14 protein-coding genes are annotated in these 14,976 nt (G+C 69.7%); 9 read left to right on the forward strand and 5 right to left on the reverse strand.

Annotation, left to right across the window (positions count from 1 at the left end; genetic code table 11):
• Window positions 1-19 precede the first annotated feature (19 nt).
• Together QH470_RS34690 and QH470_RS34695 are read left to right on the forward strand one after the other, a co-directional pair.
• Entirely contained in the window at window positions 20-2,746 is a 2,727-nt protein-coding gene (locus QH470_RS34690; protein WP_280276620.1) for an ATP-binding protein, read from the forward strand.
• A gap of 127 nt (window positions 2,747-2,873) precedes the next feature.
• Window positions 2,874-3,623, forward strand: coding sequence for an SDR family NAD(P)-dependent oxidoreductase (locus tag QH470_RS34695; protein ID WP_280276621.1), 750 nt, complete (start codon window positions 2,874-2,876; stop codon window positions 3,621-3,623).
• A 2-nt stretch (window positions 3,624-3,625) separates the two neighbouring features.
• Here the strand turns inward: QH470_RS34695 and QH470_RS34700 are convergent, their stop codons facing one another.
• Complete coding sequence (locus QH470_RS34700) at window positions 3,626-4,993, reverse strand: MFS transporter (protein WP_280276622.1); 1,368 nt, start codon at window positions 4,991-4,993, stop codon at window positions 3,626-3,628.
• Window positions 4,994-5,249: 256 nt separating this feature from the next.
• Between QH470_RS34700 and QH470_RS34705 the strand changes: the two genes are divergently transcribed.
• On the forward strand, window positions 5,250-6,764 hold the full coding sequence (locus QH470_RS34705; RefSeq protein WP_280276623.1) for an alpha/beta fold hydrolase: 1,515 nt from the start codon (window positions 5,250-5,252) through the stop codon (window positions 6,762-6,764).
• A gap of 13 nt (window positions 6,765-6,777) precedes the next feature.
• On the opposite strand, the gene QH470_RS34710 is transcribed toward QH470_RS34705, so the two are convergent.
• Complete coding sequence (locus tag QH470_RS34710) at window positions 6,778-7,713, reverse strand: NADP-dependent oxidoreductase (RefSeq protein WP_280276624.1); 936 nt, start codon at window positions 7,711-7,713, stop codon at window positions 6,778-6,780.
• Window positions 7,714-7,849: 136 nt separating this feature from the next.
• On the opposite strand from QH470_RS34710, the gene QH470_RS34715 reads away from it, so the two are divergent.
• Window positions 7,850-8,344, forward strand: a complete 495-nt coding sequence (locus QH470_RS34715; RefSeq protein ID WP_280276625.1) for a MarR family winged helix-turn-helix transcriptional regulator — start codon at window positions 7,850-7,852, stop codon at window positions 8,342-8,344.
• A 35-nt stretch (window positions 8,345-8,379) separates the two neighbouring features.
• Here the strand turns inward: QH470_RS34715 and QH470_RS34720 are convergent, their stop codons facing one another.
• Together QH470_RS34720 and QH470_RS34725 are read right to left on the reverse strand one after the other, a co-directional pair.
• Entirely contained in the window at window positions 8,380-8,562 is a 183-nt protein-coding gene (locus QH470_RS34720; protein ID WP_280276626.1) for a hypothetical protein, read from the reverse strand.
• A gap of 182 nt (window positions 8,563-8,744) precedes the next feature.
• The gene (locus QH470_RS34725; RefSeq protein ID WP_280276627.1) at window positions 8,745-9,077 is read right to left on the reverse strand and encodes a hypothetical protein; all 333 of its coding nucleotides are present in this window, start codon (window positions 9,075-9,077) and stop codon (window positions 8,745-8,747) included.
• A 222-nt stretch (window positions 9,078-9,299) separates the two neighbouring features.
• Between QH470_RS34725 and QH470_RS34730 the strand changes: the two genes are divergently transcribed.
• The 4 genes from QH470_RS34730 (at window position 9,300) to QH470_RS34745 (ending at window position 12,848) form a co-directional block, all read left to right on the forward strand.
• Window positions 9,300-10,094: an alpha/beta fold hydrolase gene (locus QH470_RS34730; RefSeq protein WP_280276628.1), complete on the forward strand. Its 795-nt coding sequence runs from the start codon at window positions 9,300-9,302 to the stop codon at window positions 10,092-10,094.
• Complete coding sequence (locus tag QH470_RS34735) at window positions 10,091-10,834, forward strand: crotonase/enoyl-CoA hydratase family protein (RefSeq protein ID WP_280276629.1); 744 nt, start codon at window positions 10,091-10,093, stop codon at window positions 10,832-10,834. The genes QH470_RS34730 and QH470_RS34735 overlap by 4 nt, the downstream gene beginning before the upstream one ends.
• 181 nt (window positions 10,835-11,015) lie before the next feature.
• Complete coding sequence (locus QH470_RS34740) at window positions 11,016-12,122, forward strand: glycoside hydrolase family 183 protein (protein WP_280276630.1); 1,107 nt, start codon at window positions 11,016-11,018, stop codon at window positions 12,120-12,122.
• A 24-nt stretch (window positions 12,123-12,146) separates the two neighbouring features.
• A complete protein-coding gene (locus tag QH470_RS34745) occupies window positions 12,147-12,848 on the forward strand; it encodes an SAM-dependent methyltransferase (protein ID WP_280276631.1) in 702 nt (233 codons plus the stop codon).
• Window positions 12,849-12,865: 17 nt separating this feature from the next.
• Here the strand turns inward: QH470_RS34745 and QH470_RS34750 are convergent, their stop codons facing one another.
• Window positions 12,866-13,471, reverse strand: a complete 606-nt coding sequence (locus QH470_RS34750; RefSeq protein WP_280276632.1) for an alpha/beta hydrolase family protein — start codon at window positions 13,469-13,471, stop codon at window positions 12,866-12,868.
• 242 nt (window positions 13,472-13,713) lie between these two features.
• On the opposite strand from QH470_RS34750, the gene QH470_RS34755 reads away from it, so the two are divergent.
• The coding region (locus tag QH470_RS34755) for an acyl-CoA dehydrogenase family protein (protein WP_280276633.1) at window positions 13,714-14,976 on the forward strand (1,263 nt) is incomplete at its 3' end.

Raw genomic sequence — 14,976 nt, forward strand, 5'->3', positions numbered from 1 at the left:
CGTCGTTACGCTGGCGGACGTGTTGGCAGGTCGTGACAGCGAGCAGGCCGAGATCGAGGGGCTGCTCGACGACGCCAGGGCGGGCAGCAGCCGGTCTCTGGTGATTCGGGGCGAGGCCGGGATCGGGAAGTCCGCGCTGGTGGAGTACGCCGCGACCGCGGCGGCCGGGATGCGTGTGGTGCGCGGTGTCGGCGTCGAGTCCGAGGCCGAACTCGCTTTCGGCGCACTGCATCTGCTGCTGTACCCGTATCTGGATCGGCTCGAGGGGTTGCCCGGACCGCAGGAGGCGGCGCTGCGCGCGGCGTTCGGGCAGATCGAGGCGCCCGAGGCGAACCGCTTCCTCGTCGGCGCGGCCACCCTGACGCTGCTGGCCGAACTGGCCGCCGAGACGCCGACCCTGGTCCTCGTCGACGACGCGCAGTGGCTCGACCGCAGCTCCTCCGACGCGCTGCTGTTCGCGACGCGCCGCTTCCACGCCGATCCGGTCGCGGTCGTGTTCGCGGTGCGGGAGACCGCCTCGCCGTTCGCCACCCCGGGCATCGACACGCTGCGCCTGAGCGGTCTCCCGCGCCCGGCGGCCACGCGGTTGCTCGCCGAGCGCGTGACGGGGCTGACCGTGCCGGGATGCGAGCGGGTGCTGGACGAGTCGGACGGTAATCCGTTGGCGCTCATCGAATTAGGCATGGCGCGCCGGGCGGCCGAACGGGCCGGGCACGCCGACCCGATGCATGAGGTCGGCCCGCTGCCCGTGACCCGCCGCGTGCAGGAGAGCTTCCGGGCGCAGATCACCGAATTACCCACGGCCACAAGCACCTTGCTGTTGATCGCCGCGGCCGATACCGGTGCGGGCGTCGACACCATCCTGAGCGTCGGCGCCGCCTTCGGGCTCACGGCCGCCGATCTCGAGCCCGCGGAGCACGCCGACCTCGTCGCGATGTCCACCGATGCCTTGACGTTCCGGCATCCCCTGATTCGCGCCGCCGCCTACCAGCAGGCGGCCCACCATCAGCGCGTCGCCGTGCACGAAGCCTTTGCCCGGGTGCTGACCGCCGCGGCGGACGCCGACCGCCGCACCTGGCATCTCGCCGCCGCCACGACCGAACCGGACGAGCGGGTGGCCACCGAACTGGAACACACGGCGCGCCGGGCCCAGCACCGCGGCGGGGCGATGGCGGTGTCGGCGGCGTACGACCGCGCCGCACGGCTCAGCGCGGACCCCGAACACCGGGCCCGGCGTGTCCTGATGGCCGCCCGCGCGGCCTACGACGCCGGACGGCCGGACCGGGCCGACCGGCTGGCCTCGGAGGCCACCGCGCTCACCACCGACAACGGAATCCGCGCGGACGCAACACATATCAAGGCGCAGATCGAATACGAACGCACCTCACCCGCCCGAGACGCCGAACTCGCCCTGCGGGCAGCGGAATTGGTGGTCGCCCACGACCCCGAACGCGCGGTCTACATTCTGTCCGAGGCCGCCTGCTGCGGTCGCGACGCGGGTCGGCGCGATCTGCTGGAGCGGGCTGTCGGACATTTCGAATCCCTTCGCCTGCCCGATGATTCGCCGCTGCGCAGGCATGTCGCCGCCCAGATCGCCTGGGCCGATTTCCTCGCCGGACGGCCCGAAGCCGCCGTCGGCGCCATGGCCGAGCAGCTGCGCGTCGCCCGGGGCGCCGACGTCGACTGTCTGTACAAGATCGTCGCGGCGTTCAGCGGCGTGATGCTCGCCGAAGACGCGGACACCGCCGCGATCATGGACGCGGCACTGGACGAGGCCCGCTCGACGGGAGCGGTGCTGTGGATTCCGTACTCGCTCGAGGTGCTGGCGCTCGCGCGATTATTGAACGGGCAGTTCCTGCAGGCGCGAACCGCTGTGGCGGAAGGCGTCTCGCTCGCCCTCGAACTCGAGATGGACACCGAGGTGGCCGTGCTGCGGGCGGTGGAGGTGTGGCTGGCCGCGGTAGCGGGCGATACGGAGCGTGCCCGAGCACTCGCCGCGGACATCGAACCGCTGCTGTCCCAACGACATCCGGCCCACGCCGCGCTGATGACCTGGGGGCTCGCGATCGCGGATCTGTCGGCGGGCCGGTTCGAATCGGTCGTCGACGCCCTGGACGGCGTCTGTACCGGGCCGGTCGCACACGACTTCCCGATCCGCGCCGTGCCCGACCAAGTGGAGGCGGCGATCCGCGGCGGCTTCCCGGAGCGCGCCGCGGCACATCTGCCCGCGTTCGAACGCTGGGCCCGGGTGATCCGAAACCCCTTGGGGGCGGCGCTGTTACACCGCTGCCACGCGCTGATTGCTCCTGCGGACGACGACGCGGAGAAGCACTACCGCACCGCGCTCGAACTGCACGAGGGGCATGGCGGGCACTACGATCGCGCCCGCACGCAGCTGTCCTTCGGTGAATGGCTGCGCCGCCGCCGTCGCCGGGCCGACGCTCGCGTACAGCTCGTGGCGGCGATGGACGCCTTCGATCGCGTCGGCGCCCGCGACTGGGCGGACCGTACCCGCGTCGAACTGGCCGCCCTCGGTGAGCGGCCCGCCGAGCAGCGCGGCGACCCGCTGAAACTGCTGACGCCGCAGGAGGTTCAGGTCGTGCGGCTGGCGGCGGCGGGGCACAGCAACCGGGAGATCGGCGCCCAATTGTTCCTGAGCCCGCGCACCGTCGGCCACCACCTGTACAAGGCGTATCCGAAACTCGGCGTCACGCGGCGCATCGAACTCGCCCAGCTCGAGCTGTGACCGGGAGCGGATGACCTATCCGGCGGTCCGCGGCCACGGCACACGCCGGTCATGCGACCGATGCGGCCCGGACGACCGGCGAAATAGCTTTCTTCCTGCAGGTCAGAACCGACAGGGAGAAGACGTCATGTTGCTCGAGAACAAGACCGCAGTGATCTACGGCGCGGGCGGTTCCATCGGATCCGCGATGGCCAAGGGCTTCGCCGCCGAGGGGGCGAGCTGCCACCTGGTGGGCCGCACCGCCGCCACGCTGGACAAGGTCGCCGACGAGATCCGCGGCGCCGGTGGCCGCGCCGAGACCGCCGTCGTGGACGCGCTGGACGCCGCCGCCGTCGCCGACCACGCCGCCGCGGTGGCCGAGAAGTCCGGCAGCCTCGACATCTCGGTCAACGTGATCGGCTACGAGGCCCTCTTCCAGCCGCTCGTCGACATCTCGGTGGACGCCTTCGCCGACTCGATCGCCACACTCGTCCGGGCACAACTGGCGACCACCCAGGCCGCCGCGCGGCACATGATCGCGCAGCAGTCCGGGGTCATCCTGTTCTTCGGCGGCTCGGACCCGGCGCACAAGTTCCCGGGCCTCGGCAATGTGCAGGTGAGCATGGATGCCGCGGAGGGGCTGCGGCGGCAGTGGGCGGCCGACCTCGGGCCGTTCGGCATCCGGGTCGTCTCGCTGCTCACCGGCGGCATCATCGACACCTTCCCGGACATCCCGGAAACCGAGCAGGCGCGCAAGGGCATCATCGACGCCACTCTGCTGAAGCGGGCGGCCACGCTGTCCGATGTCGGGCACGTCGCGGCATTCGTCGCCTCCGAGCGCGGCCGCTCCCTGACCGGCACTCAGGTCAATATCTCCTGCGGAGCCTGCGGGGATTGATCTCACGCGGGAACGCCGCCGCTCCGGTCGGGAAGGAACATGGCGGCGGCGAAACCCGCGAGGCCGATCGCGCCCAGGACGATCATGGCGGCCGCGTAGGCGTGTCCGGTGAGCCCGGCGGTGAGGATGGTGCCGGCGATCGCGGTGCCGAGTGCGGATCCGAGGTTGGACACGCTGCGGGACAGGCCGGAGATCTCGCCCTGCTGGTCCTCGCCGAAGCTCGACTGCACGATGTTGACCGACGGGGTGAGCATGACGCCGAGCCCGAGCCCGATCAACAGCAGTCCGGGGGTGAAGGCCCACGGGTCGACCGCGCGGTGCGCCAGGGCGAGCAGCACGGCGATGCCGACGACCGTGACCACGAAGCCGTCGATGATGAGGGTGCGTTGCGGCCGGCGGCGCGCGAGCCGTGCCGCCGCCAGCGACGACACCAGCAGGCCGACGGTCGCCGCGGTGAACACGACACCGGTCTCGATCGCGCTGTACCCGCGCACCACCTGCAGATACGCCGCGACCACGAAGGACGAGCCCATCAGCAGCAGCCACTGGATGTTCTGGGTGACCATCCCGAGGTTCGCGGTGCGGTAGCGGAACAGGCTCGTCGACAGCAGCGGCTCGCCGCCGCCGCGTTCCTTTCGCCGCGCCGCCACGAAGAACCACGTCAGCAGGCCCGCCGCGAGCGCGAGCAGGGCGAGGGTCAGCAGGACGTTGTCGTCGGCGACGAGAATTCCGGCGACCAGCAGAACCAGCCCGGTCGCGGAGAGCGCAGCACCCCCGATATCGAATTTGTGCGACGGGTCGGCGGGCAACGGATCGCGAATCCGCCGGCTCAGCACGACGATCGAGAGGACGACCAGCGCCTGGAAGACGAAGGCCGCGCGCCAGCTCAGTGCCGAGGTGATCAGTCCGCCGAGCAGCGGTCCCGCCGCGGCCCCGATTCCGCCCATCGCCATGATGGCGCCGAAAGCCTTTGCCCGCGAATCGATTTCGGTGAACAGGAGGGTGGTGAGGATGTAGACGGGCGGAATGAGCAGCGCTGTCCCGACCCCCTCCAGAATCGAGTTGCCGAGAATCAATACCCCCAGGCCGGGCGCGGCGGCACTGAGGACCGCGCCGACCCCGTACACCGCCAAGCCCGCGATCAAACAGCGCTTGCGGCCGTAGCGGTCGGTGAGTTTTCCGCCGGGAATCATCAACGCGGCCATCACCAGAAGGAAGATCGTGATGGTGACTTGCACCCCTTGCACGGTGGTGTGCAGGTCGGTGCTGATGTCGTTGATCATCACGTTCATGTTCGAGCCGGCGAAGCTGCAGATGAACTGCGCCAGCGTCAGCGGCAGCAGCACCCCGCGCGGGCTCGCCGCTACCATCGCTTTCTGCGCCGAGATACACGCACGGCCCCTCCTTCGCCGGTCGGCCGGATCGCTGCACGCCGCAACCCGCCCAGTCTGTGCCGCCGCGCTTCCGTGCCGGTTACGCCCGGCTCGGCGGCGGAGTGAACCGCCGCGGAAGTGGGGGCTGTCGCCGACGGCCCGCGTCGCCGATGATCGGTCGGACGCGCCTGCGGGCGAATGGCGGGCGACGGCGTAGCGTGCCGAGGCGAACGGACACGGCGAGGGAGATTCGATGCGCGGTAGGTGGTTTCGACGAATCGTGCTGGGCATGGTGCTGACCGCCGGGGCCGCCACGGTATCGGCGGTCCCGGCGGGCGCCGACGACGGTCCCCCGGCCGCCCTGGACCGCTTCTATCATCAGCAACTGGACTGGAAGTCGTGCGGCGATCGGGCGCTCGACGCGGCGGGTGCGCTCTGCGCGGGCGTGGTCGTCCCGCTCGACTACGACCGTCCCGACGGACGCACGACCACGGTCGCGATCTCCCGCATCGCCGCCACCGACCCCGCCCGACGGCGCGGCATCATGCTGTCGAATCCGGGCGGACCCGGCGGGCCCGGGCTGAGCATGATGGTCACCGTGCGCGATCGGCTCACGCCGGACGTCCGCGCCCAGTACGACCTGATCGGCATGGACCCGCGCGGCATCGGCCGCTCCGATCGGGTGAATTGCGCACTGCCGCTGCCCACCATGCTGTTCTCGGCCGGGTTCGACGTGTTCGGTTACGCCCGCGACACCGCGCTGGCCGCCGCTCTGGCCACCTCGTGCGTTGCGCCGGACCCGGAGCGGGCGCGGTTCTCCACCACCCGCAACGTCGCTCGCGACATGGACGTCATCCGCGGGGTTTTCGGCGATGCCCGGACCAGTTACTACGGCGGCTCCTACGGTAGCTACCTCGGCGCGGTCTACCTGCAGATGTTCGGTGACCGCGCCGACCGCTTCGTGCTCGACAGCGGGGTCGATCCGGATCGCTACTGGATCGGCATGTTCCAGGACATGGGCGGGACGAACGAAGCGGCACTGGACGATTGGGCTGTCTGGGCGGCCCGCCACGATGCCGACTACCACTTCGGTTCCACCCCCGCGCAAGTGCGTGCCTTCATCGAGGACCTGCTCCACCGCGCGGCCGCACATCCGGTGGTGAGCGACGCCTACCTCATCGACGAGCACACGGTGCCGATGATGTTGCTTGCGCTGCTGGTCAATCCGAAGCTGAACGCCGACCTGGCCGACGCGGTGCGGATCATCGACGACGGCGTCTCGGGGCGGCCCGTCGACATGCAGCGATTGAAGACGAAGATCTCCGGCGCCGTCCCGACCGAGGCGTCCGGCATGGCCGCGGTGCTGTGCGGTGACCGGGCCGCGCCGCGCGATCCGGCGTGGTACTACCGCAATATCGAAGCGGTCCGGGCTACCCAGCCGGTGTTCGGCGCGTTCGCCAACAACATCACCGCCTGCGCGTTCTGGCCGGAGCCGGTCGAGCCGCCGACCGAGGTGCGCAACGCGAGTCCGGCACTGCTGCTGGGCACCGTGCAGGACACCCGGACCGCCTATCCGCAAACCCTCGAGCTGCACCGCGATCTGTCCGCCTCGCGGCTGGTGACCTTGGCGCACACCAGGATTCACGGCGCCTTCCGCGTCGGGCTGAGTCCCTGTGTCAACGACATCGTCAACACCTACCTCGGCACCGGGACCCTGCCCGCCGCGGACCGCACCTGCGAACCCGACCCCGGCTACTTCCCGGAGTAGGCCGCCGCCGCGCTCAGGCCACCAGGACGGTCTTGCCCGGCAACCGTCCGGCGTCGGCATCGGCGTGCACGGCCGCGAGATCGGCCAGTGGCCGGCGGTCGGCGACGTCGATGCGCAGTTGCCCGGCGTCCACCCGGCGGACCAGTTCGGCCAGCTGCCCGGCGTCGCTGCGGGCGAAGAGGCGTTCCGTCCGCACCCCGCGACCCGCCTGCTCCGGCGGGGGAGTCGTGGCGCTCACCAGCACCCCGCCGTCGCCGACCGAGTCGACGAGTGCGGTGGTCTCCTCCGGCGTGGTGCCCACCAGGTTGAGGACCACGTCGAACGGCCGGCCCGCGGCGGTGACGGGTGTGGCCGTGTAGTCCAGGTGATCGATGATGTGGTCGATTCCGTAGTCGCGCAACCGGTTCGCGCTGCGCGCGCTCGCGGTCGCGGTGACCGTGGCCCCGGCCTGTTTCGCCAGCTGGACCGCGTAGCCGCCGACCGCCCCACCGGCGCCGTTCACCAGGATCGACTGTCCGGCCCGCAACTGGGCGACGTCGAACAGCGCCTGCCATGCGGTCAGCCCCGCGACGGGCAGGGCGGCGGCGTCGGCCGCGGGCACGGTGGTCGGTGCCGCGGCCAGCGCGTCGGCCGGCGCGAGCACGTACTCGGCGGCCGCGCCGTCCGCGGTCATCGGCAGGAATGCCACGACCGAATCGCCGGGCCGCCGCCCTTCGACTCCCGCGCCGAGTTCGGTGATCGTCCCGGCGAGGTCGATCCCCGGCACGTGCGGCAGCGCCACCGGGAACACCTCACTCAGATATCCCGCGCGAATCGTCGCATCGACCGGATTGAACGACGTGGCCGTCACCTGCACCAACACCTCACCCGCACCCGGAACCGGCCGCGGGGCCTCCTCGTACTCCAACACGTCGCTGTCGCCGTACCGGTGGTAGCGCACTGCCTTCATAACTGCCTCCCAGCTCAGGTTGCTTCGATTTCGAAGCATGCCGAGAAGAGTAACTGCTTCGATATCGAAGCAAAACCCCTCGATGCTGTGAAGGCTGTCACATAGCTTCGACATCGAAGCACTTTAGGATGAAGGCGTGCCCGAACCCTTGGAGCCGGAACAGCTGAACACGTACTTCGCGCTCATGGAGGCGGTCAGCCTGCTGCAGCACGCCGTGGAACAGCAGCTGCGCACCGCGGGCGACCTCAGCTACGTGCAGTTTCAGCTGCTGGCCCGGCTCGCCGGCGCCGAGGGACAGCTGACCATGACCGAGCTGGCGGACGGCGTCGTCTACAGCCGCAGCGGCCTCACCCACCAGGCCGGTCTGCTGGACCGGGCGGGCCTCATCACCCGCGCGCCGAGTCCGGACGACCAGCGCGCCACCGTCGTGACCATTACCGAGGCGGGCCTGGAGCGGGTGCGGCAGGTGCTGCCCGGCCACGTCGAGGTGACCCGCCGCATGCTCTTCGACCCGCTACTTCCGCGCGACGTAGCCGAATTGGGCGTCATCATGACCCGAGTCCGTGACCACATGCGCGCCCAGCCTCCGCGCTCGGCTACTCCGCGCAGGCGTACGCCGAAGTCCGGCTAGTCCGCGGCGAGTGGACAGCTAACGGGACGCGCGAATCAGCTCGCGCGGCGCGGCGGAATCACCCAGAACTCGTTGTCCGAGATCGGGGGAAGCGGCCGGGTGTCTTCGATCGGGTCCACTCGCAGGAGCGCGATGAACTCCTCGACCGTGTACCCAGCGGCGCGAATGTCCGAAAGCAGTTGCTCCGCAGGCGACCTCGAAGCGATCAGGCTGAGCATCATCCTCCCCCTGGGAGACGACATCGGACGGATGCGATAGCGGGCCGCGGGGGCAATCGCGGCCCGCTCTGCAGGGCATCTCACTGTGGAGACGCGCACAGCTTAGCGAGTGCCCAGCAAACTCCGCGCCATTTTCGGGTGGAAATATTCGGACATGTCCGGCAGGGGGACCGGACCCGAATTCACTGCTGCAGGCAGTCCTTCACGATCAGCTTGGTGGCCGACTGCGCCTTGGCGGCGTCGTCCTGGCTCAGGCCCATCGCGGACGGGTCCGAGGTCTGCGCATTGGTGCCGGGCTTGGTCATGATCTTCAGCCCGTCCTGCGAAATGCCCTCGTCGACATAGTGTTTCGCGGCGCAATCGGCCATCGCGGCATCCTTCAGGCCGCTGTCCTGCAGTGCTTTGGACAGATCCGCCTGGCTGATCTTCGATTCGTGCTCCGAATGATCCGAGCCGCCGCACCCCGCCAGTAGTGGCAGGGCGACGAGCGCGGCGGCAATCAGCGAAATCCTCAACGGTTCCTCGTTTCATGCAATGTGGTGTGTCGTGCGGCGGCACAACCGCCGTCGTGATCCTGCCGTATCGCGCGGTCCGGGAACAGTCGGTGACCGGAAAATCGTGGGGAAGCACTGTCAGAGGTCCATCGCGGCATCGACGTCGCCGCAACCTGTTGGCGCAGTGTCAATCGTTGCTAGTGTGGGCGCCGTCCACCACCCGGCGCGGGGAGTTGAAGAGAAATGCTGAACCACCACCGAGTCGGTGCGGGCGAGCCGCTGGTCCTCGTGCACGGCGTCGGCAGCCGGTGGCAGGTGTGGGAGCCGGTGATCGACACGCTGGCCCGGTCGTTCGAGGTGTTCGCCGTCGACCTGCCCGGTTTCGGTGAGTCCGCGCCGCTCGAAGGCGCCACCGTCGACGATCTCACCGATGCTCTCGCCGCCTTCCTCGCCGAGCAGGGACTGGAGCGGCCGCATCTCGCGGGCAATTCCATGGGCGGGCTGATCGTGCTGAACCTCGGCGCCCGGGGCCTCGCCCGGTCGGTCACCGCCTTCTCGCCGATCGGATTCTGGTCGGTCGCCGGGCGGGTGTGGTGCCAGCGGTCGCTGGGCGCTTCGAAGGCGCTGGGCCTGCGTCTGCGCCGCGCGCTGCCCGCGATTCTCGGCACGCCCGCGGGGCGCACCACGTTTCTGAGCCTGGTATTCGGCAAGCCGTGGGCGGTCGCGCCGCGAGTCGCGCTCGACACCGCGCACGGCGCCATGTTCGCACCCGGATTCGACAGTGCCCTGGCCTCTTTCGACGATGCGCGGCTACAGAACGGCGGCCGGTTGGACCGGATCCCGGTCACCGTCGCCTGGGGCAGCCGCGACATCCTGCTCACCCACGCCACGCAGAGCCGCCGGGCCCGCGCCTGGCTGCCCGGCGCGCGCCACCGCACACTGCCCGGCAGCGGCCACACCCCGTTCTACGACGACCCGGAACGCTGCGCCCGGGTCCTTCTCGATCAGCTGGACGCGAGCACAGGGAGTCCGCGATGAGCAATGTGTCCCTCACCGTCGACAGCGACCGGGCCTACGTCGCCCTCGACCGTCCCGACAAGCACAACGGCCTGACCATCGAGATGCTGCGCGACCTGGTGCGGGTGGCCCGGGTCGTCGGCCGGCGCGACGACGTGCGCGCGGTGATCCTGTCCGGCAACGGGCCCAGCTTCTCCAGCGGCCTGGACATCGCCGAGGCCGTCGGAGATCCGCTGACCATCGTCCGCAATTTCGTACCGATCCCGTGGCTGGGCACCAACACCTTTCAGGAGGCGTGCTGGGCGTGGCGGCGGCTGCCGCAGCCGGTGATCGCGGCCGTGCACGGGCACTGCTTCGGCGGCGGGTTGCAGCTCGCGCTGGCCGCCGACATCCGCTACGCCACCCGGGACGCGGACTTCGCGGTCATGGAGGCCAAGCACGGCCTGATTCCGGACATGACCGGCGCCGCCACCCTGTCGCGGCTCATCGGCGTGGACAAGGCGCTGCTGCTGACCATGACCGCCGATCCGGTGGATGCCGCCTATGCCGAACGCATCGGGCTGATCACCGAGGTGACTGCCGATCCACGCGCCGCCGCGGAGAAACTGGCCGACCGGATCGCGTCCCGTTCGCCGCACGCGGTGGCGAGCGCCAAGCGGCTGTTCGACCGCAGCTGGCATGCCGGGCTGCGCCGGACGCTCGGTATCGAACGCGCGACACAACTGCCGCTGATCGTGCGGCAGGCATTGTCGAAGAATTAGACAATTTCCCCCGAAAACTGTGCATTGCCCCGAAGTCCGGTGCGGTAAACGCATTCCGGCGAGATTCGCTGCTAGCATTTGCTCGCTTATGCCAGCCAGTCGATAAACGTGTGCGGCAGCACAAGCCAGTCCGTCGTGGGCCGCACCCGCGCTTCGGCCAGAATCCGGAGGGCTCACCGACTTGACCAGGACTGTCTCGATCCTGCTGTCCGCGATGGCGGGCGCCTCGGCCTTGCTCCTCACCGTCACCGCCCCGGCCGCGGCAAACCCCAACGCGATCAATCCGATACCGGTGCTGAACGGCACCAATGGACTGCCACAACTGCCGGGCCGCTCGCGCGCGGTATTCCAGTTGACCGGAATGGCGAGCCCGAACAATACCGAGCATTACAACGTGCTCGGCACCGATCTGGGCATCATGTGGGACAACGGAAACGGCGAGATGCTCACCGCGTTCGGCGACACCGCGGGCGTCGGCCTGCCGAACCTGCTGGCCGGCAGCACCTGGGCCTGGCGCAGCAACATCCTGGTGCGCAGCCACACCCAGGACCCGTCGAACGGCATCTTTTTCGACAGCGTGGTTCGTGACGTGTTCGGCCAGGCCCGCGACCTGATCCCCAGCCCCAAGATCCCGTTCATCGAGATCAGCCGCATCCCGACCGCCGGCATCGCGGTGGGCGGCGTGCAGTACATGAGCCTGATGTCGGTGCAGAGCTGGGACGAGGTGGGCCAGTGGACCACCAACTTCTCCGGCCTCGCCGCCTCCGCCGACAACGGCGAGACCTGGGCCGACCTCGGCTTCACCCGGCGTCCCGACGAGGGCGGCAACGCCAACTTCCAGATGAACGCCTTCACCAAGGCGGACGGCTGGGTCTACGAGTACGGCACCCCGTCGGGCCGGAACCATTCGGCCTACGTGGCCCGGGTGCGCGAGGGCGCCATCGAGGATCTCGGCGAATACGAGTACTGGGACGGCGGGCGCTGGGTCAAGGGCGACGTGAACGCGGCCGCCCCGATCACCGGCGGCGTGGGTGAGCTGTCGGTGATGTGGAACCAGTACCTCGGCCGGTACGTCATGCTGACCACCGATCCCTGGAATTCGGTGGTGATGCGGACGGCGCCGTCGCCGGAGGGCCCGTGGACCGACCCCGAGGTGCTGATCGACACCCGGGAACTCCCCACCGCCTACGCCCCGTCGATCTTTCCCTACCAGACCGGCCGCGACCTGTACTTCCTCACCACGGTGCACAGCCAGTACAACGTCGTCCTGATGCGCACCACGCTGTAATCGCCGCGCCATACACTCGGACCCATGGACGCGGCCGAATGGGATGCGCGCTACGCGCAGAGCGAATTGGTATGGGGCGCACCGCCGAACGGCACCGTGGTCGAGCACGTGCACGGACTGGAGCGTCGGATCACGCTGCAGCCGGACGCGCCGGGCGAGGCGCCCCCGCCGCTGCCGCGCGCCCTGGATCTCGGCTGCGGTGAGGGGCGCAACGCGGTGTGGCTGGCCACGCACGGCTGGCAGGTGCGGGCGGTGGACTTCTCGCAGGTCGCCGTCGACAAGGGCCGCACGATCGCCTCGCGCCTGTCACGGTCGGTGCGTGGCCGCATCGACTGGCAGTGCGCCGATGTCACCGATCCGGCCGCGGCGGGCATCACCGGCCCGTTCGAACTGATCCTGCTCGTCTACCTGCACCTGCCGCCCGGCCCGCGCCGCACCCTGCTCGCACAACTCGCCGACCTGCTCTCGCCGGGCGGCACACTGCTCGTCCTGGGCCACGACACCACCAACATCACCGAGGGCCACGGCGGCCCTCAGGACCCCGCGATCCTCTTCACTCCCCACGACATCCTCGCCGACCTGGGCGCGGCCGGCGACCACCTCCGCGTCGGCGTCGCCGACCGGGTCCTGCGCCCCACCGAAGCAGGCGACGCCATCGACGCGCTGGTCGTCGCCACCCGTGTGGTCCCCGACCTCGACCAGCAGGCGGTGGAGTCCCCGGCCTGAGCGGTCACGATCGCCGTTCAGGTCGGAATCTCCCCCCACCGCAGCAGCCATGGCTCGACCGCCGCGGTGATCAGGTCGAAACCGCTGCGGAACGAATGTGGTTGGTTGGGGACAACTTTCACCTCGGCCGCGTCGGCGGGGTCGGGGACGCCGAAGGGGTCGCGGGCGCCGTTGATCACGACCACCTCGATCGGGCGGGCGGCGCGGAGCTCGTCGCGGCGGGTCTTCTCCGGTTTGCCCGGCGGGTGCAGTGGGAAAGACAGCGCCACAACGCCTTTCACGCGCGCCGCGTGCGCGGTGCGGCAGGCTACCCGGGCGCCGTTGCTGCGGCCGCCCTGGATCAGGGGGACCTTGCGTACCTTCTTGCGCAGGGCCGCAACGATTTCCAGCCAGGCGGCGTCCTGGACCGTCGTCGAGCCGGGCGCCCGCCTTCCGGCCACGCGGTAGGGCTGCACCACCCGCGCCACCGCACCGCCGAGACCGACCGCGCAATCGCGTACCGCCAGCAGATCTCGCGCGTCCACGCCGCCGCCGGACCCGTGGGTCAGCAGCAGCAGGAACTTGGCGCGCGGCGGCCTGTCGAACTCGATGTCCGCGGGTCCGGCACTCGTGTCGATGCGCACGCCACACGGTAACTCGCTGGTCGGCCGAGTCCCGGGATCGTCAGCCGGCGCCCTGTCGTGCGCGCCGCGCCGGCCGTCGACTGTTCATCGCGTCACATCGGCCGCTCAACCCGTTGAAACCCGGATTACCCGTCGGTAATATACGGTGTAAGTTACCCGCGAGTAGCAGGCTGACGCCTACCGGTGGACACAACGGGCGGGAACGGCACAACCGGACCGCACCAACCTCAATGGAGAGAAAAATGGGTCACTACAAGAGCAATGTCCGGGACCTGGAGTTCAACCTCTTCGAGGTCCTGGGATTGGGTTCCATCCTGGACAGCGGCGCGTTCGGCGACCTGGACGCCGACACCGTCAAGGAGATGATCAACGAGGTTCGTCGTCTCGCCGAGGGCCCGCTGGCCGAGTCGTTCGCCGACGCCGATCGCAATCCGCCGGTCTTCGACCCGGAGGCGCACAGCGTGACGCTGCCGGAGTCGTTCAAGAAGAGCTACCGCACCCTGCAGGAGGGCGGCTGGGATTCCTACGCCGTCGCCGAGGAACTGGGCGGCATCAAGTTCCCGCGCAGCGCGTACTGGGCGATCGCCGAGCTGGTGCTGGGCTCCAACCCCGCCGCGTTCATGTACGCCGCGGGACCGGGCTTCGCCAACATCTTCTTCAACAGCGCCACCGATGAGCAGAAGAAGTGGGCGCAGATCGCGGTGGAGCAGGGCTGGGGCGCCACCATGGTGCTGACCGAGCCCGACGCCGGATCGGATGTGGGCGCGGGCCGGACCAAGGCCGTGCAGCAGGAGGACGGCTCCTGGCACATCGAGGGCGTGAAGCGGTTCATCACCTCCGCCGATTCCGACGATCTGTTCCCGAACATCATGCATCTGGTGCTGGCCCGTCCCGAGGGCGCCGGACCGGGCACCAAGGGCCTGTCGCTGTTCTTCGTGCCGAAGTTCCACTTCGACCACGAGACCGGCGAATTGGACGAGCGCAACGGCGTGTTCGTCACCGGCGTCGAGCACAAGATGGGTCTGAAGGTCTCGGCCACCTGTGAGGTCACCTTCGGCGGCCACGGCATCCCGGCCAAGGGCTGGCTCGTCGGCGAGGTCCACAACGGTATCGCGCAGATGTTCGAGGTCATCGAGCACGCGCGAATGATGGTGGGCACCAAGGCCATCTCGACGCTGTCGACCGGTTACCTGAACGCGCTGGAGTACGCCAAGCAGCGCGTGCAGGGCGCGGATCTGACCAAGATGACGGACAAGACCGCGCCGCGCGTCACCATCACCCACCACCCCGACGTGCGCCGCAGCCTGGCGACGCAGAAGGCGTACGCGGAGGGCCTGCGCGCGGTGTACCTCTACACCGCCGCGCACCAGGACGCCGTGGTGGCCGAGCAGGTCTCCGGCGCGGACGCCGATCTCGCCGCCCGCGTCAACGACCTGCTGCTGCCGATCGTCAAGGGCGTCGGCTCCGAACGCGCCTACCAGTACCTCACCGAATCGCTACAGACC

It is taken from the genome of Nocardia wallacei (genome assembly GCF_029868745.1).
GTDB lineage: Bacteria > Actinomycetota > Actinomycetes > Mycobacteriales > Mycobacteriaceae > Nocardia > Nocardia wallacei_B.

What these genes read in the sequence shown, in the direction of transcription:
- QH470_RS34695 (WP_280276621.1), top strand. Translation starts at nt 2,874, where the DNA reads ATGTTGCTCGAGAACAAGACCGCAGTGATCTACGGCGCGGGCGGTTCC.
- QH470_RS34700 (WP_280276622.1), bottom strand. Translation starts at nt 4,993, where the DNA reads ATGGTAGCGGCGAGCCCGCGCGGGGTGCTGCTGCCGCTGACGCTGGCG.
- QH470_RS34705 (WP_280276623.1), top strand. Translation starts at nt 5,250, where the DNA reads ATGCGCGGTAGGTGGTTTCGACGAATCGTGCTGGGCATGGTGCTGACC.
- QH470_RS34710 (WP_280276624.1), bottom strand. Translation starts at nt 7,713, where the DNA reads ATGAAGGCAGTGCGCTACCACCGGTACGGCGACAGCGACGTGTTGGAG.
- QH470_RS34720 (WP_280276626.1), bottom strand. Translation starts at nt 8,562, where the DNA reads ATGCTCAGCCTGATCGCTTCGAGGTCGCCTGCGGAGCAACTGCTTTCG.
- QH470_RS34730 (WP_280276628.1), top strand. Translation starts at nt 9,300, where the DNA reads ATGCTGAACCACCACCGAGTCGGTGCGGGCGAGCCGCTGGTCCTCGTG.
- QH470_RS34735 (WP_280276629.1), top strand. Translation starts at nt 10,091, where the DNA reads ATGAGCAATGTGTCCCTCACCGTCGACAGCGACCGGGCCTACGTCGCC.
- QH470_RS34745 (WP_280276631.1), top strand. Translation starts at nt 12,147, where the DNA reads ATGGACGCGGCCGAATGGGATGCGCGCTACGCGCAGAGCGAATTGGTA.